The sequence below is a fragment of the Nocardioides sp. NPDC004968 genome (assembly GCF_040608935.1).
Lineage (GTDB): Bacteria > Actinomycetota > Actinomycetes > Propionibacteriales > Nocardioidaceae > Nocardioides.
In genome coordinates this window covers 22509-43572 of record NZ_JBEXJF010000009.1, presented here as the reverse complement: position 1 = coordinate 43572, position 21064 = coordinate 22509, and the positions used below count along the sequence as shown (strand labels likewise).

Below are 21064 nucleotides of genomic sequence, written 5' to 3'. Positions count from 1 at the left end.
GCTTGGTTGGACTGGGGGCGATTAAGCAACGCAGGCGGCGGGCTGGTGCCGGCGTGAGCGAACCTGCTTGTTCTGTAGGTCGGCGGGCAGTGGGTCAGATGAGATCGAACCGCTTGTCACGGTCACGAAGCGCCGCGTCGCGGTCCTGAGCGGGCTTGTAGCCGCCGCCTCCACCGGTCTGAATGACGATGCGGTCGCCACAATTGAGGATCGCCTCGTAGACGTGCGGCAACACTTCGTGGGTGCCGTCGACGCGTTCGACGTGGAAGGAACCGGTTCCACCGTCTTCGCCGCCCTGGAATCCCTGAGGCCCCCGTTCATGGCGGTCGGCGTATCCGGACACTCGTACGCCGTCACGGGTGGCACGGTAGATTCGGCGGATCCCGTGTCCTCCGCGGAATTTTCCATCGCCAGCGGAGCCGCGCAGGAGCGAGTACTCGTCGATTTCGAAATGGCCGTAGTCAGTCTCGAGTGCCTCGATAGGCGCGTTGGCGCAGTTGGAGATCGGGTTGTCGAGAGCGTCGGCGCCATCGTGATCAGCGCAGCCTCCCCAGCCACCTCCCAGGATCTCCAGGGCGACCTCGTAGACGCCGTCGGGGCTGAGATTGCTCACGGCGATCGCCGTGGTTGTGTCGAATCCCGTGGCGACGGCCCGCTCCGGCAGCGCCTCCCCGAGCGCTCGGATCACGGCATTGAACACACGGGAGGCTGGCGTGAGTCGTGCGCGGACGGCGGCCGGGAACCGAGGGTTGAGGATCGACCCGTGTGAGGCGCTCACGGTTAGGACGCGGTTGCATCCCTCGTTGAAACCGATGTCGGGTACGTCGAGCATGCACCTGACTGCGGATTGGACTGCGGACACGGTCGACGCGAAGGGGCAGTTGATGTTGCCCAGCACCTGGACGGCGCTACCGCTGAGGTCGACGTCGATGTTCGTGCCATCGACGGTGACCCTTGCGTGGATATCGACCTCACCACCACCAAAGGCGCTGGTCTCCAGATGTTCGGTTGCCGTGTAGACACCGTCAGGGATGCGAGACACGGCGTCGCGGACGCGGAACTCGGAGTGGTCCTTGAGGAACTCCATCGCGTCGAGGCAGGTCCGAGCTCCGTGCCGCTCCATCAACTCCAGGAGCCGGCGTTCAGCGGTGTTGCTCGCAGCGAACTGGGCCTGAAGGTCACCAATGACTGCATCGGGGACGCGCACGTTGGCAGCAATCACCTGTCTGACGAACCCGTGGGGGTCGTCGAAGTCTCGGGCGACCGAGAATCGCGCCGGCGCAAGTCGAAGTCCTTCTTGGAAGATCTCAGTGGCGTGCGCGGACAGTCCTGCATGCGACCCGCCGAGATCAACGTGATGGGCGGTGGACGCGCCGAACGCCACCAGGGTGTTGTCTTCAGTGAAGATGGGCGTGAAGAGGTAGATGTCCTGCAGGTGCTGTCCACCGCTGTAGGGGTCGTTCATCAGAATCGCGTCGCCACGGTCAAGGGACGACAGGTCGATGACCTTTGCTACCTCCTGCAGCGCGATCGAGATCCCGGCGGTCATGATCGGGATGCATTCTGCCTGCGCGACCACTTCGCCCTTGGGATCGGTGAGCGCCACGGAGAAGTCGCGCGCTTCGCGGACGATGGATGAAATGGCTGAGCGGCGAAGGTTGACCGCCATCTCGCGCGTGAGGGCGTCCAGCCCTGCCTTGATGACGCCAAGTTGAGCAATGTCGGTGCTCATCGCGTGCTCCTTTCGAGAATCACGTTGGTGTGGTCGTCGACTCGGGCCGTCCACCCCGAAGGGATGAAGATCGTCGAGGTGTCGTCCTCGATGACCGCCGGTCCAGCCAGGTGCGCCCCAACCGCGAGGGTGGAGCGGTGCTTGAAGGGGGCGGACACTTCCTCGCCACCATCGATGATGGTGCGGACGTCGTGCTCATCGGTCGCCTCAACATGGATGCGAGGGAGCGCCGCCGGCGGCCGCGGCTTGCGGACCGTCAACCGCAGCGTTACCACCTGCACCTCGCGTTCGAGCTCGGCGTGGCCGTATCGGCGGGCGTGCACCTGATGGAACTTGTCAACGAGGTCTCTCACGGTGGCGACATCGTCGGAAAGGTCCACCGTCACCTCGAATCCCTGTCCGCGATATCGCATGTCCGCAGCGAAAGTGAACTCGGCGTCGGAGAGGTCGATGCCTTGATCGGCGAGCTCTGTTCGAGCCTGCTCGGTGAGCGCTGCGCGGGGCTCGGAGAGGTCAGCGACTGCGGTGGCTGCGATGAGGTGCGTCTGCGCATACTCCCGCTGGAAGCCGGCGGTCAGCAGCCCGTATGCCGATGCAAGACCGGCGTGTGGAGGAACCAGCACGCGAGGCATGCCCAGTTCCTCGGCAACAGCCGCCGCGTGGAGAGCGCCTGCACCTCCGTAGGCGACGAGTGTGTAATTCTGGACTTCGTGGCCGCGCTCGGTTGTGGCGATCCGGATGGCGCTGGCCATGTGGATGCTAGCCAAGCGACTGACATCTTCAGCGAATTCCTCCGCGGTCTTGCCGACTGTCGCGGCCAGGTCACCCAGCAACTTCACGGAGGCCTCGCGGTCAAGTGGATGGCGTCCTCCGAGGAACGCCTCGGGGCGGATGAGGCCACGCACAAGGTTCGCGTCAGTGACGGTCAGCTCTGTGCCGCCCTTGCCGTAACACACGGGTCCGGGGTCGGCGCCTGCCGACTCCGGACCGACTGTGAGCAGCCCGCCGCTGTCGACGCCGACCAGGCTTCCGCCACCGGCGCCGACGGCAACGATGTCGACCATCGCTACCCGCACCGGGAGTCCGTCGGCGGTGGACTCGGCCGTCTGCTCGGGGCGGCCGTCGTGAACCACGGCCACGTCTGTACTAGTTCCGCCCATGTCCATCGTGACGATGTCAGCGAATCCGGCGTTAGTGGCCACAGCGATAGCACCGGCGACGCCAGCCGCAGGACCTGAACGCAGCATACTCAAGGGGTTCGCGGCAGCCGTAGCGACCGGCACGATTCCGCCATTTGACTGCATGACCTGCAGATCAGCGATGCCGAGATCGGCGGCTTCGGTTTCCAGGCTGCGCAGGTACCCCGAGACGCGGGGGCGTAGGAAGGCGTCGACGGTGGTGGTGGTGGTCCGCTCGTATTCGCGGAACTCGCGCGCCGAGGTACTGGACACCGCGACGGTCAGGTCAGGGTGGCTTTGGGCTGCGATTTCCGCGATCCGTCGTTCGTGGGTGGGGTTGACGTAGCTGTGGAGCAGGCTGACTGCGACCGCCTCCACCCCCCTCGCGACGAGTTGTTCGATGGCTTCCTTGACTGATGCCTCGTCGAGGACGGTTCGGACCGTTCCGTCGGCGGCGATGCGCTCGGTCACTTCGACGATCCGGTCGCGGGTCACCAGCGGCTGAGGGCTGACGAGTGTGAGGTCGTACATCTTGGCTCGGTCTTGACGCTGCAGAAAGACAAGGTCTCGGAAGCCGCGGGTGACGATGAGACCGATCGTCGCGCCCTTACGTTCGATGAGGGCGTTGGTTGCGACCGTGGAGCCATGTAGGAGCGCGGTCCCGTCGCGGAGTTCGTCAGGTAGCCGGCGCAGTCCGTGGCCGACCGCCTCAGACGGGGCGGACGGGGTCGAGAAGACCTTGTCGGTCGCGCGCAGGTTCCCCTCGTCGTCCAAGACAACGACGTCGGTGAACGTGCCGCCGCACTCGATTCCGATTCTCATGTGTGTTCCTTCTGATGGGGACGTGGTGTGTCAGTAGCTAGGCGGGGAGATGGCCCATAGGACGTGTGCAGGTTCGTCGGAGATCGCCACGACCCGGTGAGCGAGTCGGCTGGAGTAGGTGATGGAGTCCAGGGCCGACATGCGGTGGACGGCGTCTCCGACAGTCACCTCGACCTCGCCGTCGATCACTAGCATGAGTTCTTCTGAGTCACCGTGGGCGTAGGGCTCCAAGCCAGTCGACCCACCGGGCTGGAGCGTTCCGAGGAAGACCTCTAGGTGCTGGAAGGATTTCGGCGTTAGTCGTGCCTTGCGTGCATCCACTCCAAACGCGAATCCCTGGGACTCGGTGAATCGGTGCACCGCCGGGGTTGAAGACCAGCTCTCCTCGAATAGGTCTCCGACCGTGAGGCCGAGCACCGCGGCGATGCGCTGCAGAGTGGCGACGCTGCCCGAGTGGACCCCCCGCTCAATCTGCGAGAGGAATCCCTCGGACAGTCCTGCCTCGCCCGCGACTTCCTTCAAGGTGAGGCGCTTCGCCAGGCGCCGGCGGCGCAGGCGTGCGCCAATCGTGTCGGCTTCCGGGTCATCGGTGGTGGTCGCTCCGGACGGAGCGGCGGACTTCGTAACGGCCTCACGCTGGGTCATGGCCGGGACGCTACACATCACTGCGGTGATCCACAAGAGTTCTGAGATATAGTCTCAGTTCTCTGAGGTGTCCTGTTCTGCTGGCCAGCGACCGGAACGGTCCAGCGCCTCCATCGACCGTCCACTGACCCTTCACCGGCAGGGACGAGGCTTGAAGTGTCTACAGGGGTGGCGCCCCAGTGAGGCCACATTGGAGGAAGGAAGGGTCATGGAAGATGTAGACGTCCTCGCGGGCATTCGTGGACTCATCGCGGCTGAGCATGAGCTCCGACAGACTCCTGCGAAGGACGAGCAGCAGGTGGTCGAGATCGAAGCATTGCTGGGTCAGTGCTGGGATCTGTTGCGCCAGCGCCGAGCGCGACGCGACTTCGACCAAGACCCGACAACGGCGCAGGCGCGTCCACCGTCCGTGGTGGAAAGCTACCTGCAGTAGCTCCGCCGCCTTCGGTCCTCACCATCCGTGTTCCGCGACCGTGCCGTCGCAGATGCACGGCGGCCAACACGTGCGAGTGGCCGAAGGTCGCCGCGTGTGGCTCATTGGACAAACTGCCGACCGCGTCGTGGCGAAGTCTCGACAGTAGTCTGACCATACGATCGAGAGCCGTCGCGCCGGATCGAGTCACGCACCCTCGGGGTGGGCGACCGACGGTGCGTCCGACACCAGAGTCCCGTGTAGAGAACTGCTGGGGCTGCAGCGTCGTTGCGGCCAGACACATCAACGGCGTTCTAGCCCGCGAATGCTTCTTCGCGCTTCTTGATTGGCTAGCGCCTGCCTCCGGCGGATGGCGTGAGCGTCCGAATCAGATCCGAGAGCGTGGGATCACGTCCAATCAGGCCCTCGAATTTCTCTGCCGCGGGGCCTCGGAGGCCCTCGCGCCAATAGCGACATGTCCGAAACTGCTACGTCACCCCACTAGCAAGTCGGAGGCAGCGGCCGGCCTCGACGTCTCCCGCCCAGTCTTCTGTGACCGCATCGCGAAAGCCGGGCGACTTCTGAACCCGGATCTCGACGACCCCGGAGATTCGCGTGTCACTGCACATCGCCCTGCTTGCGCACGAACTCGCGGTTGCTCCTGCAACCGAAGGCTAGATGCAGGCCCCGAGACGGAGGCGAGAGTGGCCTTCGCAATATGCTGGGTGCGACGTCAAGGTCGGACTTGTCAGGGCCGGCTCTGCGGGGGCCGAAGTGTTGGCCCTTCGAATGTGGTGTCAGTGCGATAGTCGTAGAACCATGACTCTCCCGGCTCGAAGCTCCGGATGATCGGATGGCCTGATGAGTGCACATGTTGTGTCGCGTGTCTCGACGGGGAAGAGTCGCAACACGCCACGAGACCACACGTGGCGCATCGGCGCAGGTGCACCCACCACCCGCCGGTCTCCATGCATGGCTGGCATCCATCCCCACTCGGTGGTACATGGGGATAGATCCACGGGTCATCGCGCTCCATGACTGCTTCCTCCCCGCGACTCGCCGTAGTGACGCTCGCTGTCAACAAGCGATTCGACCACGGGGGCGATCTCGATCAGCCGGTGTTCCGATCGCGTCGGACCGATGAACTGCACGCCGACCCCATTTGCCGCCACTTGCTCGACATTCATATGCACGAGCGTCGGGCCAGCCTCTTCTCGGTCTTTGCAGGTTCGAGCGGACGCCTCGTTCGCCCTTCGGCGACGCCAAGGTGATGTCCCAGCTGGCATCTTAGAACTCGCAATATGGGGCTGCGAGGTCTTCAAGTTAGAAGCCCGTCCTCGTCCGGCATTGCCCAGTTCGTCATGGGACGTGAGAACGACGAGTACCTTCATGCAGCACGACAGTACGTACCTGTAGTGGACGATGTGTTGACGCCTGGTGAACGGGCGTGGTTGTGAGCGTCCCCAGACTCGGGCTCCGTCTCACCGCTGCCGCCGTCCGAGCACTTGACCGCACTAGATTCGCCCCGATCGCGTACTCGTCCACCCATTGAACGTATGTTCGCGAGTCCATGAGTCCACTGAACGTCAATGACGAACCTGAAGGGTAGGGACCGAAGGTGTAGCACAAGCTCAGGTAAGGAGTCTGACCTGGTGTCGACTCATCCAAACGACGTGAATCTCGGTAGATCCGCCGCGCCGGGGGAGCCTTCGCTGACCCCCGAGCAGTTCGCCAGGGCGAGAGCCTACGGCGATCGAGAAATGGTCGCCGCAGGAGACGTCCTGTACACCCCGGGGGACCGCACCTATGACTTCTTCCTTGTAGAGGATGCGGGCATCGATATCGTGCAGTTGGCTGCGGACACTCGACCGCAACACGTGGTCTATTCGCGGGGGCCGGGTGACTTCACTGGCGAGCTCAGCATGCTCACGGGGCAAGCAGTGTTCCTTCAAGCACGGGTCACCCACCCCGGGTATGTGGTGCGCGTGGGGGCCGGGCAGCCGTTGCGTCGCCTGCTCGCCGAGCAGGTCGACATAGCCGACGTCCTCATTGACGCGTTCACCCGACGTCGGCACCAAGTGCAGGAGCAAGCCGGAAGCGTGCTGGAGATCATCGGCCAGGCCTCCACGCTAGCCACACGCGCGTTGAGTACCTACGCCGCGCGACTGCTGCTGCCACATGTCATTCTCGATGCATCTGGCCCAGGCGCTGAACTGCTCGCAAGACACCGTCTAACCCACGAAGACCTTCCGGTCGCCATCGTGGCAGACAAGGCGATACCTCGGGCCACCCCTGGAGATGTCGCAGCGGCTGTTGGCCTCTCCTTCGACGCAAGCGGGCAGGATGTCGACCTCGTCGTGATCGGAGCCGGGCCCGCGGGCCTCGCCGCTGCCGTGTACGGCGCTTCGGAAGGACTGTCCACGATCGTCTTGGATGCCAAAGGAGTGGGAGGGCAAGCGGCCGCCAGTTCGCGCATCGAAAACTACCTTGGCTTCCCGCAGGGGATCAGCGGCGACGACTTGACCAAACGCGCACTAGTTCAAGCGCTGAAGTTCGGGGCGCAACTGTTCACCCCGTGCGAGGTGACGGCGCTCGAGACCGCTGATCCTGACCAGATCACCGCCATCCTGTGCGACGGAACCCCGGTTCGCTCGCAGGCAGCGATCATCGCCACGGGCGCTCGCTACCGGCGGCTCGCCGTGCCCCGCCTGCGAGACTTCGAGCAAAGCGGTCACATCCGGTACAGCGCTACCGACATCGACGCACGCGACTGCGCGAGCCGCCCGGTCACTGTCGTGGGCGGCGCAAACTCAGCAGGACAGGCTGCGCTCTTCCTCGCTTCAAGAGGTTGTCATGTTGAACTCGTTGTACGGGGCGACTCGATCCGCCGAACGATGTCTGACTACCTAGCAACGCGCTTGGAGGCACATTCAAGGGTCAAAATCTGGCTGAACACCACAGTCTCAGCGTTGCACGGCGACGAATCATTACGAGGCGTCAGTCTCGCTTCTTCTTCCGTGGGGCGCGACGCGCACGAGACCGACGAAGTGGAGAGCGCAGCCGTCTTTTGCTTCATCGGAGCCGAACCCGAGACCTCGGCGTTGACCAACCTTCGGCGGGATGACCACGGCTTTTTGCTGACCGGACATCGAGCGTCCGCCGAACTCCCGTACCAGACCAATGTGCACCGTGTCTTCGCGGCAGGCGACGTACGTGCCGGATCGATGAAACGGGTCGCTTCCGCCGTTGGCGAAGGTGCCGGCGCGGTCGCGTCCGTGCACCAGTACCTCGCGAACCAGATAGGCAGCCGTCGCTGAGCCTCACGCGCCTCGACACGCCGGTCCGTGGGCTCGAGCGAGCCCTGCTCCGCAGCACAGGCTGAATCGCTCGCGGATGAACCGTGCGGCTGCCAGAAGATCAAACGGTCTGTCGAAGGATGGCGGTCGCGACTTGATGTGTTAGCCAACTCAACGTGCGCTCTTCGCCCCAGGCGAACCGTTCTGCGCATAGGACGTACTGGTCGTACCGGAAGTGAAAGAAGATGATACTGGCGGCGTCTTCGGTGCCCAGTCCATCAGCAAGGTCGCCTGCATGACGGATCTGCGCCGCGACCGCCGTGAGGGCGGTCAGGTGCTTCGCCGTCGCGACGTTCATGTAACTCTCGGCGACAGGCGCGGTGGCGGCCGCGCGAGTGACGATCTGAAGAATGTCGCCGCACTCTACGTATGTGGCGCGGTACCAATGGCATAGCGCGTCGAGCTTCTCGCGTCCGGTGGGAACAGAAGCACAGGAAGCGATCAGGTCGCGGTTGAGTGGACCGGCGGCCCACAGGTCGATCAGAGTGGTGAGCAAACCCTCCTTGCCTCCGCACTGCGCGTAGACGGTTGCGGGCGATACGCGGGCCGTGTGCGCGATCTTCGCGACCGTCGTACCTTCGTAGCCGTACTCGGCGAATAGTGCCCTAGCCGCTTTCACGACGTCTCGGCGTGTCATCTCTGCGTACTCGTCGCGGCGGGATGGACCCACGGCTTCGTCTCGCACTCGTTAGCCTCCTCGATTCCGTCAGTGGCGGCGGGCAAACACTACAGAAAGGAGTCGCCAGAGGAAGTGTCCAGAGGCTAGAGTGCAACTCCAGCGAACTGTTGTTGACTTGCATTAACGGACGGTGATGGCTCTGAACGCAACCATGTTCCCCGTCTTGAGCGAGGACGGCAATGAGTCGACTGCACCCTCACCCGACCTCCGCGTGCAAATTCTGGGTCCGCTCCGCGTGTGGCGCCGTGGCGTCGAGGTCGAAGCTGGCCCGCGTCAGCAGGCGTACCTGCTGGCCTTGCTTCTTGCTCGTCAGGATCAGCCCCTGAGCAAGGCGGAGCTGATCCAGTTGATCTGGGGAGAGCGGGCCCCCGACAGCGCACTCAACGTCATCCACAAGTACGTCGGCGCGCTTCGGCGTGTGCTTGAGCCCGACCTACCCGCAGGGTCCACCAGCACCCTCATCATGCGGCGGGGAAGCAGCTACGTCTGTGCGCTTGGGTCAGAGTCCTTGGATTTGGCCGACTTCCGGGCGCTCGTCGCCTCAGCTCAAGCCCAATTGAGCCGAGGCGATGAGCGCCGCGCTCTCGATCTTCTGGTGGACGCGCTCAGCTTGTGGCGTGGACCGTCCGGAGAAGGTCTGTCTCACACTGCAGCCGCGATTCCGATCTTTGCCGGAGTGGATGAGGAGTTCTTTGCGGCCTGTGTCGAGGCTGCTGATGTGGCGATACGACTAGGGCGCCCCGACGCGGTACTCGTGGCCGTGCAGCTCGCTGCCACGATCGCCCCCCTGAATGAGCCGGTACAGGCGGGCCTGATCTCCCTACTTGGAGCCGCCGGCAGGCAAGCAGAGGCGCTTTCGGTGTACGCGGCTGTCCGCACACGCCTGGCCGACGAGCTCGGAATCGACCCAGGAGCCGCAATCGAGTTGGCCCAAGCGCGCGTGCTTAGACAAGAATTGATGCCAGCAATCAATGACGACTCGCGGACGCCAAGCCTGGCCGCCATCCCGGTGCCACCGCAATCATTGGCGCCGCCTCGAACCGCTTCCGGGCACGTCACGCACCGCTCGGCGCCAGAGCGCATCACTACTGCTCAATCTGACGAGGATGTTGACACGGACGATTCGCCGCTTGCGCCGATCGGCCGTGATGATGAGCTTGCGACGCTGCATGCGGTGCTGCGTCGGACGGCGAAGGGGGCGCCGGGATTTGTCGTTATAGAGGGCGAGCCGGGGTCAGGAAAGACCTACTTGCTGGAGCACGTCGCCGCTGAGGCGTCTCACGCGCAGTTCTCAGTTGCGTGGGGTCGTTGCCTCGATGGTGCGGGTGCGCCTCCCATGTGGCCGTGGGTCGAGATTGTCCGAAGTGTCGTCGACGCGCTACCTGTGTCGCAGCGCGACGAAGTCAATGGTGACTTGCTCCGCCTCATCGAACCTGCCGAGGACCCGCTGCACGAACAACTGCGTCATGGAGCCAGCGGACAGTTCAGATTGTTCGAACAAGTCGTGGAACTTCTTGCGGACGTCGCGCGCAATCGACCAATAGTGCTCATGCTCGACGACCTTCAGTGGGCAGACGTTGCAACTCTCCATTTGCTAGGGCACCTCGCCACGCGCCTGCCTCGCCGCGTCGCGCTAGTGGCCGCCCGACGCGATCGAGCGCCCGATCATGGGTCAGAACATGCACGCGTACTTGCCCTTGCAAGCCGCACCGCGGGTCACCGACGAATCTTCCTGGGGCCGTTGGACCTGAATTCTGTCGCCGCGCTGGTGCATCGGGATGTCGGCGAGGCGATTGGAAAGCAGTCAGCACAGACAATCCATGCCAGAACAGCGGGCAATCCCTTTTTCGTGAGGGAACTTGCACGCATGTTGGCCGAGTCACAAGGTGTTCGCGCATCGGACACGGTCCGCCCCGCCGTTCCGCTGACAGTCCGCGACGTCGTTTGCGACCGCCTCGTGGGCCTCGACGAGAGCACCAGAGACCTGCTTGGCATCGCCTCGCTGATCGGACGCGAAATCAACTTCAGTCTGCTCGCCCACGTCGCTGACGTCGACGTCGTAACGTGCTTGGCTCAACTCGAAGCAGTGCAAGCGCTCGGGCTTCTCGCTCCAACGCCTGGCGACCCGAGGTCGATACGATTCGTCCACGATCTTGTGCGTGAAGCTGTCGCGGAAACCGTGCCTTCGACCCGTGCCGCGCATCTGCACCTCCGCGTCGCCAATGCACTCGAGCTCATCGCGCCGGACGGTGAACCGGAGATGGTTGCTCACCACCTCTGGATCGCAGGACCGCTGGCTGACCCCCGACGAACGATCAACGCCGTTCTCCGATCAGCCCGCCGCGCAGCGGAACGCTCAGCTCTCGAGGCAGCTGAGCAGCAACTGAGGATGGCGGCCGGAGTCGCTCGACGATCGGGGCTCGCGGAATGCGAACTGCTTGTTCTCGCCCAGCTCACTGCGGTCATTGGCATGCGGTCCATGTATGCCGGCGCCGAAGCGTCGCTCCTTGAGCGCGCCGAGGATCTGGCGCGGTCACTGGGCCGTGAGCTGGAGGCGACAGGCTTTCTCTACTCCCGCTGGGCCACACACGCGCAAGGCATTGAACTCGACCGCAGCGCCCCGCTCGCCCGGCGCTTGCTACAGCAAGGCGAGGCCTCCGCGAATCCGGTCATCCAGGCGTACGGACTCCAAGCATGGGGTATCCATCAGTGGGATGTCGGGCACATCGGCGAAGCCTTCCGTTACCTCCGTCGCTCGGAGGCCGCACTCCTCGCAACCGCTACCGAAGAGGATCCGCTCCGCCGGGACCTTCGCCTCCTCATGCTGGGACTTCTCGCCGAGGTCAGCGCTCTTCACGGTGACGTTCCCGACGCCATGGAAATTCTCGCTCAGATTGAGGCCGGAGGCACCGACGCCTACGCCGTCACGGTGTGGGCCACGATGTGCGTGCGTGTCGCCGTCATCACCGGAAACGTTGCTCTGGCCATAAGCGGCGCAGACCGGGGGATTGCGGTCGACCCCGACTTCTCGTTTGTCTTTATGGGCACGTACACGCGACTGGCCCAGTGCTGGGCACAAGCGCTGACTGGACCCGACCCCGCCGCTGCCGCGGAGAAAGCCGAACGGCTCATCGCAGCGAACCTGCTCAATCCGGTTCGCTCGTGCGTCTCCACATGGCATGGGCTCTTGGCGCAAATGTGGATCGCGGCCGGCGACCTCGAACAAGCAGAAGCTGCGCTCGATCGCGCCGACTACTACTTGCGAACGTACGGCCAGCGCTACGGCGAGTCGCTCATCCTGCTCATCCGCGCCGAACTGCTTAAGGCACAGCGCGCGCCGCGCGCCATCATTCGTGACGCAGCTGAAGCAGCGCGCCGCACCGCCGCAGAGCAGGAGGCGCATCTCCTTGAAGCCCGAGCCAGAGAGTTCTTTGCGGACCTGAACCGATCGAAATAAGAAGCGTCGACGGCCCCTCCCGCCGCGGGTCCGTTGCCCGTTCCTGCACCGAGGTAACCCCGGGCTCCCTGTCGGATCGCGGCCGCCACGACCGACTTTCGAGCAGTGACCACCCGCACCGTCTACGCGGCTCGGTGGCGGCTGTGGGAGCAGCGGCGCGCGGCATCGAGCCGCTGGGTGGGATTCAGCCCGGCGCCTGCTTCACGAGAGTGCCCGCATCTGGGCTGCCATTGGTCGTGCTCGACGTGACCTGCTCCGCCATCCGCGCCTCTCAACTCGCCGCCGAGTTGCTCACCCCGACCGACCATCCCATGGCCGAGCGGTCCGGTCCCAGAGAATGTGGGATTGGCGGGTCGTCATAGCGAGGACGACGGTCGATCGACACGATCTCGCGCGAGTGACCGATCAGATGCTGGCAGATTGCCACGCTGAGGCTATTGGAGCGAAGATGCGCAGCTCAACGGTGCGCGCTCGAATCCACTGGACGTCAACAAGCACGCCGGCCTCCGCCAGTCGCCTTTCAATCGTCCTCCCTGGTCACCATGAGATGCACCGTCGCCACGGACAGTCACTGATGCCCGGGCCCCAGCGTGCAGCGATTGTCCACTCATTTTCAATGACCTGCTCCTAACTTCACGACAGTAGGGAGCTCCACCCGAACTTGAGGAGGCTTCCTCCCGCGGAACGCCTCGTCGCCATGACCGAGGGCTGCGGCCAGTACGAGGAGCGAACATGACAACGATGAAGGCAGCGGTCGTCCCTGCCGCAAAGGCTCACTGGGAGCTCCAGGACGTCCCCAAGCCCGAGGCCGGCCCTCACCAGGTTCTGGTGAAGATCCACGCCTGCGGGATCTGCTATACAGATGCGCTGCTCGCTGAGGACGTCCTCAACTTCCGCCCGTTTCCGTTCGTCACCGGGCACGAGGGCGTAGGTGAGGTCGTCGCGGTGGGCGAGGGGGTCACTAGCCGTCAAGTCGGCGACCGCGTGGGACTGCCCATTACGCAGAAGCCGTGCGGGCGGTGCGACTTCTGTCGCGAGAGACACCCATACAGCTTCGTCACTGCCAACAACTGCGCCGCCCCGACCCTCACCGGCGTCAACGTGGATGGCGGCCAGGCCGAGTTCATCGCTGCCGACGCGAACGGAACGGTCCTCCTGCCCGACGGCATCTCCTACGAGCTGGCGGCCCCCACGGTGTGCGCTGGCTATACCGTGTGGGCGGCGCTGCGTCGTGCCAACCCGAAGCCGGGAGCGCGGATCGCGATCCTAGGTGTGGGAGGTGTCGGCCACCTGGGTGTCCAGTTCGCCAAGGCAGCAGGATTCCACGTCATCGCTATCACGCACTCCCCCGATAAGCACGACCTGGCCCGCGAGCTCGGCGCTGACGATGTCGTCGCAAACGGTGCGGAGCTCAAGCAGATCGGTGGGGCGGACGTCCTCCTCCACACGGCCCCCACGCACGAACCGGCGATTGACGCACTGCAGGGACTCAAGCCTTGGGCGAAGATCATCCTCATGGGAATCTCCGCCAACGACACGTTTGCCTTCCCTGCACTCGCGCTCACGGGCCACAGCTTCGAGATCATCGGTTCAGCGCACAACAGTCCCGAGTACCTGGCGGAGGCGCTGGAGATCGTCGCCAGAGGTGCCGTAAAGCCGATGGTGGAGGTGTTCCCCAAGGAGCGCGTCGACGAGGCCTATCAACGCCTCCTCAACGGCGAGCTCCGCTTCAAGGCCGTTGTTACCTACTAACCGGTCCGCCGTGGAGCGGGTCTGTCACGCCGTCCGTGCGAGCGATGGCGAACTGAGACACCCGCTCCACGGTTCTCAGTGAACAGTTTCGGCATCACCCGGTGAGGGACGAAGGTATGCGGATCTGAATCGGACCACCTCGACGTGGTACGCAACAACCTATTTGATCGGAGGTGACTGGCGTGTCGAGTCCGCCGGCGGCACCTTCGAGGTCAGCGATCCTTCGCCGGGCCGTGAAGAAGTGCGTGTTCATAAGTGCCGCCGACCCCTGGACCGAGGGTTGCGTACACCGCCAGAGGGATGGTGGCGATCACGGCGATGACGGCTGACGAGTAAGACCAAAGCTTGATCGAGTCAGCTCCGGCAACGCCGACCGTGGCGACGACGAGCTGGACGGTGAGGGCAGTTGTCGCGCCGCCGTCGCCAGGATCGCGGTCTTGCCGAGGAACGCGCTTCGGTGGGAGAGCGGCGTACGGCCGACATGCGACAAGTCGACCGACCGCCCTGGGGATGAAACCCCAGGGCGGAATCGACGAGCGCGGCGCCGATAAATCCCCGGATGACGAGAATCAGCGAGTGTTACCAAAGGCGCTGGTTCCCGTCCCGGAGTTGTCGGGAGATGGGTCGTAAGAACTCGAGACGATGTCGAAGGACTGGGACACCAGCGACGTTCGCGGCAGGTGGCCCGGTACGACAGCGTGCTCGTCAACCCTTAGGCCGCCGCAGGTGCGGTGGCAGCCAGCGGCTGCGGTGGGGCAACGCGAAGCACCGTGGCCGAGAAGAGCAGCAGACCGGCGGCGGTGAGCGCCAGACCGGCCCACGCGGTCGAAAGCGCACCCCATCCGGCGCTGAGGACGAGGGCACCACCGATCGCGCCGATCGCATTGGCAAGGTTCAGCGAAGCGAGGTTCATGGCCCCCATCAAGGTCGAGGCCTCGGGCGCGTAGCGCGTCAGGAGAACCTGAATAGTCGGGATCGCCATCATCGTCGAGGCGCCGACCCCGAGCAGGCAGGGGAGCAGGACGCCGAGGTTCTCGCCTCCGACCGCGATGATGGTCAAGAAGACCAGCACGACGGCATAGCCCAGGATCAGGCCTCGATACTCATATCGGTCGGCGAGGTGGCCACCGACCCAGTTGCCCAGCGCCATCCCGACTCCGAAGACCGCCAAGGCGACCGGGATCCAGGCTTCGTCTACCGCGACGGCGTCGGTGATGTACGGGCCGATGAAGGTGTAGACGGCGAAGATGCTCGAGATCCCCAGCGCGGCGATGGCCATCGTCGCCCACACCATCGGCCGCCTCAGGGCTCCTAGTTCCTGCATGATCGATCCGCCTGCCAGCGCGCTTGTCCGTGGGACGAAGACCCAGATGGCGGCTCCGGCAAGCAAGCCGACCATCGACACGACGAGGTACAGCGCCTGCCATCCGACCTGCTGTCCGATGAAGGTGCCTACGGGGGCGCCGAAGATCGTCGCGATCGTCAGGCCGGCCATCACCGTGGCGAACGCCTTTCCACCCTTGCCTGGGCCATAGGCGTACGCCGCCACCACCGCACCGGCACCGAAGAACGCTCCCTGCACGGTGCCGGTGATGAAGCGCGCCACGACGAGAACACCGAGGTCGGACGCCGCGGCGGACAAGAGGTTGCCGACGATGAAGAGGCCCACCAGGCCGAGCAGGAGCGTGCGTCGGTTGAGTCTTGCTGCCGCGATGGTGAGTGCCGGCGATCCTATGACCACACCGAGGGCGTAGGCGGTGATGGCATTCGTCGCAGTCGGCACCGATGCGTCGAGGTCAGCCGCGAAGAGCTGGACGATGCCATTGCTTCCGAACTCGCCGGACCCGATGGCGAAGGTGCCGAGCGCTAGTGCAAACAGGATGAGCGCGTCTCGCTGTTTCGGGGCCTGTGCCGGATGCCGCTTCTCCTCGGCTCTGCATTGCGCGTTGTAGGCCTGTTCGTGCATCTCCATCTCCAAACTGCCGACGTGTGTCCGGTCAGTCGGCGAAACTACGGAGCGACGCTGGATGGTCAGTGGAGATTTCGTGGAGCCTGCTCATCGAAGACGGCTGCGCCGAGATCGGCATGCGCAAACGCTGATACCGAGGCCCGGTCGGGTGTGGGTAAGCCGCCGAATTCCCTGGGACTCACGATGAAACACTCCTCGATCCCCGAGAGATCGGATCAGCGGAGTCCAGTGCGCCTTCAGTCTCTCGGCCCGTTGTGAGCGGCCTCTAGGTGGAGCCTTCAGCAAGATTGGATAGGCGCCGCGCGATTTCGCGGTCGCGGTCGCGCGTGCTGTGCTGGTAGAGCATTGCCATGGCGGGCGTGGTATGTCCCAAGCGGTGCATGAGCTCGGCTATCGATGCGCCCTGTTGGCCGGCAAGCGAGGCGCCGGTGTGGCGGAGATCGTGAAAGTCGAGGTCCTCCCGTCCTGCGACGCGGCGGGCTTCAAGCCAGCCCCAACCGGCACGCAGGACAGATCCGTCCTCCTTGAACGTCGTTGCTCGGCCATAGAAGCTGCCATGGGCCATGTGCTTGCCGCCATCTGGTGTGTTCTCGTCCTGGCGCGCGGCTGGGAACAGTAGGCCGTTCGGCCCGCTGGCAGCGTGATCGCGAAGATGATCGTGCACGGCCGGAAGCAGAAAAGGTGGGATCGCCACATCACGTTCGCCCGCATCTGTCTTCGGCGGACCGACCAGGCATCCCTTGCGACACGGGCAGATCTGCCACCCCGATTCAAACAAGTCGGGAATCTCGCTTTCGGTGGCCTCTACGACCCCTCGGCGTACACGCAAGGTTCCACGTTCCTCACCGTTGTCGTTCTGATCGAACTCGAGATCGGCGCGGCGAAGCTCACGGAGCTCACCGGAGCGAAGGGTGGACCAGGTGGCTAGTGGGATAAGCAGCTGGTGCCGCTTGGGCATCGCCTCGACGATGGCGGCGAGCTCGTTCAGGGTGGCTGGGACCACCTTCTTGGTGCGGTGACGTTGGCCGGCGCCTCGGATCTTGACCGGGTTCGCGTCGATCAGTTCGTCTTCGGAGTGGGCCGACTCCAAGAGGTCGTGCAGAAGGTTGTATGCGTGAGCGCGAGTCGTCGGGATGTTCTTCGAGGCCATTGCTTCGTACCACTCGCGAACGTCGGCTCGGCTGATCGTCGACATTGGGCGGTCGCTTAGCGGGTTGAGATGATTCGACAGGAGGCCGCGGTACTTCTTGACGGTAGATGGTGCAAGCGGGCGACCCTTGGACGACCGCCGTGTTCGGAGCCATGTTGCTGCGTACTCACCGAGGGTAGGGACTGCGCTCTTCGCCGCTGCGGCGCGTGCTCGGTGACGCTCATCCGGGGGAGTCCAGTTTCCAGATGAAATGAGCCGTTGTTCATCGACCAGCCACGCCTCTGCGTCCTGCTTGGTCTGGAACCGATTGGGTGCGTAGCAGCGAACGGGAGTCTCGTTGCCATTGCGCGACAGGCGCGTTCGCCCGAGAGGATCGCGATAGAACGCGGCCCAGACCTTGCCTTCCTTGACGACCGAGCCGAAGCCTCGCCTTGTCTTCGTCATTGCATCCCCTTCGATCCAGACGCGGTACGCGCTCCCTACTGATTCCCTACTAGAGTGTCCGCGTATGGCTCCGCGTGGGCAACTGTTGACCGCGACATCGGCGTCGAACTTGGGAAGTGGGCCGAACTATAAGGGGTTCGAGTCCCTCTGCGTCCACCAAGTCTCGCCTCGGGACTGGATCCTGCTTCGGGGGATGGGGCAGGAGCGCACGGGCGGCGGCGAAGGCGATGAGGGTGATCGCGATGACCATGCTTGCGGTGCCGGCCCAGCCGGCCGCGAAGGCGAGGCCGCCGAGCCAGCCGAAGAGGCTGGAGCCGGCGTAGTAGAACAGCGTGTAGAGCGAGGTGGCCTGCGCGATCCCGCTGGTCGCCATCGGGCCCACCCAGCCGGATGCGATCGAGTGTGCCGAGAAGTAGGCAGTGGTGAACAGCAGCAGCCCGATCAGGACCGACGGCAGCCGGTCGGGGATCGTCAACGCGGCTCCGGCGACCATGATCAGGGATGAGGCCTGGAGTACGCGTCTGCGGCCGAAGCGTACGGCGAGCGTCGCCGCGAGCCGGGCGGAGACGGCACCGGAGAGGCCGGCCAGGAAGATCACCGCGGTCAGCGCAGGCGGCAGGGAGAACGGCTCCAGCTCGAGTCGGTAGCCGAGGTAGTTGAACACGGCCACCTGTGCGCCCATCAGGAAGAACGCCTGCGCGTAGAGCGCGAGCTGGCCGGGGTTGGTGAGGCTGGCGACCATCCCGGGCCATACGCCGGCTGGTTGTGGTTGTGCTGTTGCGGGACTTGGGCGTTCGCGGCGTTCGCGCGGCAAGGTGGTGACCGCGATGGCGGCGCCGAGCGTGCTGACGACTCCGGCCACGAGCGCCGCCACGCGCCAGTCGCTCACGTCGGCGATCGGTGCGGCGATCAGCCGTCCGACCAGACCGCCGACGACGGTGCCGGAGATGTACGTCGCGCCCGCGGCCATCGCGTCGCGTCGGCTGACCTGCTCGCTGAGGTAGGCAAGTGCGAGCGCAGGGGTGCCGCCCAGGGCGATGCCCTGTGTGACGCGGAGGAGGATGAGGACGGGGAACGAGGTCACGAGCGGGAGGGCCAGCCCGATGGCCGCCGCGGCGACGATGGCGATCGTCATCGCCCTGGCTCGGCCGATCCGGTCGGCGACCCACGACCAGCCGAGTGCGGCGACGGCGAGGCCGATCGTCGCCCCGGAGACGGTCAGGGCAGCCTGCGAGGCATCGACCGCGAAGTCGCGGCTGATCGCCGGGATCAGCGCCTGGGGGTAGTAGAGCTGCACGAACGTCGTCATCCCGATCGCGACGAGCGCGACCAGCACGCGTCGATGTCCCGGGTCGGTCGCAGCCTGATCGCTCACCCTCGTCACGCTAAGGACCTCGAAACCGTGCGTCCAATGCATCGGTGATGCATGAATAATGCGGATTCGCATACGATTGTGGGTGTGGATGCCGCCGCACGAAACGTCCTGCCGATGCTTCCTGCCCTCGCCGCCTTGGCCGAGACGGGGCAGACGCACGCTGCCGCCGACCTGCTGCAGATGCCGCAGCCCACGGTGAGTCGCATGCTCGCGCGCCTAGGTCGGGAGCTCGGCGTGGACGTGGTCGAGCGGCACGGGAGAGGCCTGCGGCTCACCAGGGCGGGGGAGGCGCTGGCCCCGCACGCCGCCGCCGCGGTCGCGGCGGCCACCGCGGGCATCGAGGCGGTCCAGGCACAGGAGTCAGGCGCCCGCGGACGGATCGCCCTCGCGTTCCAGAGCACCCTCGGCGAGCGGGTCGTACCGGCGCTGGTCAAGGCGTTCCTGCAGGAGCATCCGGGCACATCGGTCGACCTGATCCAGACCTCGCGTCCGCGGTGCCTCGAGGCGGTCACCGACGGCACCGCCGAGGTCGCGCTGATCTCGCCGCTCGAGGAAGGCTCCGGAATGCGCCAGTGGCGGCTGCACACCGAGCCCCTGGTCCTGGTCGTACCGCCCGGCCACCGCCTGGCGACACGCGCCCGGGCGAGCTTCGAGGAGGCCGCCGAGGAGACGTTCATCTGCATGAAGCGCGGTTATGGGATGCGTACGCTGCTCGAGGGTCTCGCTCAGGCCAGCGGCGTCACGCCGACGATCGGCTTCGAGGGCGACGACCTCGCCACCCTCCGGGGGCTCGTCTCGGCCGGCCTCGGGGTGAGCCTGGCTCCCCGCGACCCGCACGGTGCCGCGGGCTGCGTCGAGGTGCCGTTGACGAACCCGGAGGCCGTACGGCACATCGGCGCCTGCTGGCTCGATCGCCGTCCGTCGACGCTCGCCGCCGCCTTCCAGGACCTGCTCCGGCGGCGGGGTCGGCGACTGACCGAGATCGGCCTGCGGCCTCTGGGTGGCTGATCAGGAGTAGGTCGACGAAGTCTCCACCAGCACGTCGTGCAAAGCGAGCTCGGCAGCGCTTCGGACTCGACCCCCTCGGTGCGCGACGAGCACGCGCCGGGGCGGCGCGGAGTCGCCCAGGGAGATGACGCGTACGTCGGGATGCTGGTTGACGGTGGCTGTCCTGGGAGCGAGCGCGATCCCGAGGCCGACGCTGACCATGGCCTGGGCCTCCTGGTAGTCGTTGGCCTGGAACGCGATGGTCGGGTTGAAGCCCGCGGCGACGGCGCTCCGCTGCAGCACCTCGACGACCGGGTGTCCTCCCGCGCGGATGATCCAGGGCTCCTCGGCGAGGTCGGCCATCCGGACCGTACGCCGCCGGGCCAGGCGGTGGGTGGCGCCGACGAGGAGCACGGTGGGGTCGGTGAAGAGCTCGGTCAGCACCAGCTCGTCGTTGTCGACCCGCTCCCAGGCGTAGTCCCACAGCAGCGACATGGCGACCTTGCCCTCCTCCAGCATGCGCACGAGGTCGTCCTCGCGGCCGCTGTGGATGGTCAGCGCGATGTTGGGGTAGAGCTCGCGGTAGCGGCGGACGGCCAGAGGCAGGAACGAGCTGCCGATGGTGGGAAATGTCCCCAGGGTGACGCTGCCGCGACGTACGCCGGCGATGTCGGCGAGGTCCGACTCGGCGGCGGCCAGCTGGCGCAGGACCTTGCGGGCGTGGGTGGCGAGCACGAGGCCGGCGTCCGTCGGGGTCATGCCCCGCGCATGGCGGTCGAGGAGCGGCTGCCCGGCCTCACGCTCGAGCCTGAGCAGCTGCTGCGAGATCGCCGAAGGCGTATAGCCCAGCGCCGCGGCCGCGCTGGTCACTGACCCTTCCTCCACGATCGCCAACAGGATCTGCAGCCGTTTGATGTCGAGCACGGCCCCAGTCTGCATGAAGTCGCGCTACATGGCCATGAAGGGGCATGCAGCGCTGCTTCAGCCGCACGTCGTCCGCGATCGGCGCACGCGCCCGAATTGAGCGTGCAGTTCTGCTTCATGGTCGTGTGCAGATTCGTGATTGTGCTACACGTCACCCGGCTCCAGTCTGAGTGCGTCCGGAA

Annotated in this window: 14 protein-coding genes; 5 read left to right on the top strand and 9 right to left on the bottom strand. The window is 65.3% G+C overall.

The genetic code is table 11. The features are described 5' to 3' along the window. Positions 1–94: 94 nt before the first annotated feature. The 3 genes from ABZU72_RS11925 to ABZU72_RS11915 are packed head-to-tail and all read right to left on the bottom strand — an operon-like array spanning position 95 to position 4377. Entirely contained in the window at positions 95–1732 is a 1638-nt protein-coding gene (locus ABZU72_RS11925; protein WP_355019063.1) for a hydantoinase B/oxoprolinase family protein, read from the bottom strand. Then, a complete protein-coding gene (locus tag ABZU72_RS11920) occupies positions 1729–3732 on the bottom strand; it encodes a hydantoinase/oxoprolinase family protein (protein ID WP_355019062.1) in 2004 nt (667 codons plus the stop codon). The genes ABZU72_RS11925 and ABZU72_RS11920 overlap by 4 nt, the downstream gene beginning before the upstream one ends. Before the next feature lie 30 nt (positions 3733–3762). After that, positions 3763–4377 (bottom strand): XRE family transcriptional regulator, encoded by a 615-nt coding sequence (locus tag ABZU72_RS11915; protein ID WP_355019061.1) that lies wholly within the window; start codon positions 4375–4377, stop codon positions 3763–3765. 208 nt (positions 4378–4585) lie between these two features. On the opposite strand from ABZU72_RS11915, the gene ABZU72_RS11910 reads away from it, so the two are divergent. Then, positions 4586–4810, top strand: coding sequence for a DUF2630 family protein (locus ABZU72_RS11910; RefSeq protein ID WP_355019060.1), 225 nt, complete (start codon positions 4586–4588; stop codon positions 4808–4810). Positions 4811–5537: 727 nt separating this feature from the next. Here the strand turns inward: ABZU72_RS11910 and ABZU72_RS11905 are convergent. Continuing rightward, positions 5538–5759 (bottom strand): UBP-type zinc finger domain-containing protein, encoded by a 222-nt coding sequence (locus ABZU72_RS11905; RefSeq protein WP_355019059.1) that lies wholly within the window; start codon positions 5757–5759, stop codon positions 5538–5540. Between the two features lie 682 nt (positions 5760–6441). Between ABZU72_RS11905 and ABZU72_RS11900 the strand changes: the two genes are divergently transcribed. Beyond that, a complete protein-coding gene (locus ABZU72_RS11900; RefSeq protein ID WP_355019058.1) occupies positions 6442–8106 on the top strand; it encodes an FAD-dependent oxidoreductase in 1665 nt (554 codons plus the stop codon). A gap of 100 nt (positions 8107–8206) precedes the next feature. Here ABZU72_RS11900 and ABZU72_RS11895 read toward each other — a convergent pair whose 3' ends face one another. Beyond that, positions 8207–8830, bottom strand: a complete 624-nt coding sequence (locus tag ABZU72_RS11895) for a TetR/AcrR family transcriptional regulator (RefSeq protein ID WP_355019057.1) — start codon at positions 8828–8830, stop codon at positions 8207–8209. A 127-nt stretch (positions 8831–8957) separates the two neighbouring features. On the opposite strand from ABZU72_RS11895, the gene ABZU72_RS11890 reads away from it, so the two are divergent. Together ABZU72_RS11890 and ABZU72_RS11885 are read left to right on the top strand one after the other, a co-directional pair. Beyond that, the gene (locus ABZU72_RS11890; RefSeq protein WP_355019056.1) at positions 8958–12281 is read left to right on the top strand and encodes a BREX system ATP-binding domain-containing protein; all 3324 of its coding nucleotides are present in this window, start codon (positions 8958–8960) and stop codon (positions 12279–12281) included. A 732-nt stretch (positions 12282–13013) separates the two neighbouring features. Next, on the top strand, positions 13014–14033 hold the full coding sequence (locus ABZU72_RS11885; protein WP_355019055.1) for an alcohol dehydrogenase catalytic domain-containing protein: 1020 nt from the start codon (positions 13014–13016) through the stop codon (positions 14031–14033). A 712-nt stretch (positions 14034–14745) separates the two neighbouring features. Here ABZU72_RS11885 and ABZU72_RS11880 read toward each other — a convergent pair. The 3 genes from ABZU72_RS11880 to ABZU72_RS11870 form a co-directional block, all read right to left on the bottom strand. Then, on the bottom strand, positions 14746–15999 hold the full coding sequence (locus ABZU72_RS11880) for an MFS transporter (RefSeq protein ID WP_355019054.1): 1254 nt from the start codon (positions 15997–15999) through the stop codon (positions 14746–14748). A 268-nt stretch (positions 16000–16267) separates the two neighbouring features. Then, positions 16268–17596 (bottom strand): tyrosine-type recombinase/integrase, encoded by a 1329-nt coding sequence (locus ABZU72_RS11875; RefSeq protein ID WP_355019053.1) that lies wholly within the window; start codon positions 17594–17596, stop codon positions 16268–16270. A 49-nt stretch (positions 17597–17645) separates the two neighbouring features. Further along, a complete protein-coding gene (locus ABZU72_RS11870; RefSeq protein ID WP_355019052.1) occupies positions 17646–18971 on the bottom strand; it encodes an MFS transporter in 1326 nt (441 codons plus the stop codon). Between the two features lie 84 nt (positions 18972–19055). Between ABZU72_RS11870 and ABZU72_RS11865 the strand changes: the two genes are divergently transcribed. After that, a complete protein-coding gene (locus ABZU72_RS11865) occupies positions 19056–19979 on the top strand; it encodes a LysR family transcriptional regulator (RefSeq protein WP_355019051.1) in 924 nt (307 codons plus the stop codon). On the opposite strand, the gene ABZU72_RS11860 is transcribed toward ABZU72_RS11865, so the two are convergent. Next, complete coding sequence (locus tag ABZU72_RS11860) at positions 19980–20882, bottom strand: LysR family transcriptional regulator (RefSeq protein WP_355019050.1); 903 nt, start codon at positions 20880–20882, stop codon at positions 19980–19982. Positions 20883–21064: the final 182 nt, after the last annotated feature.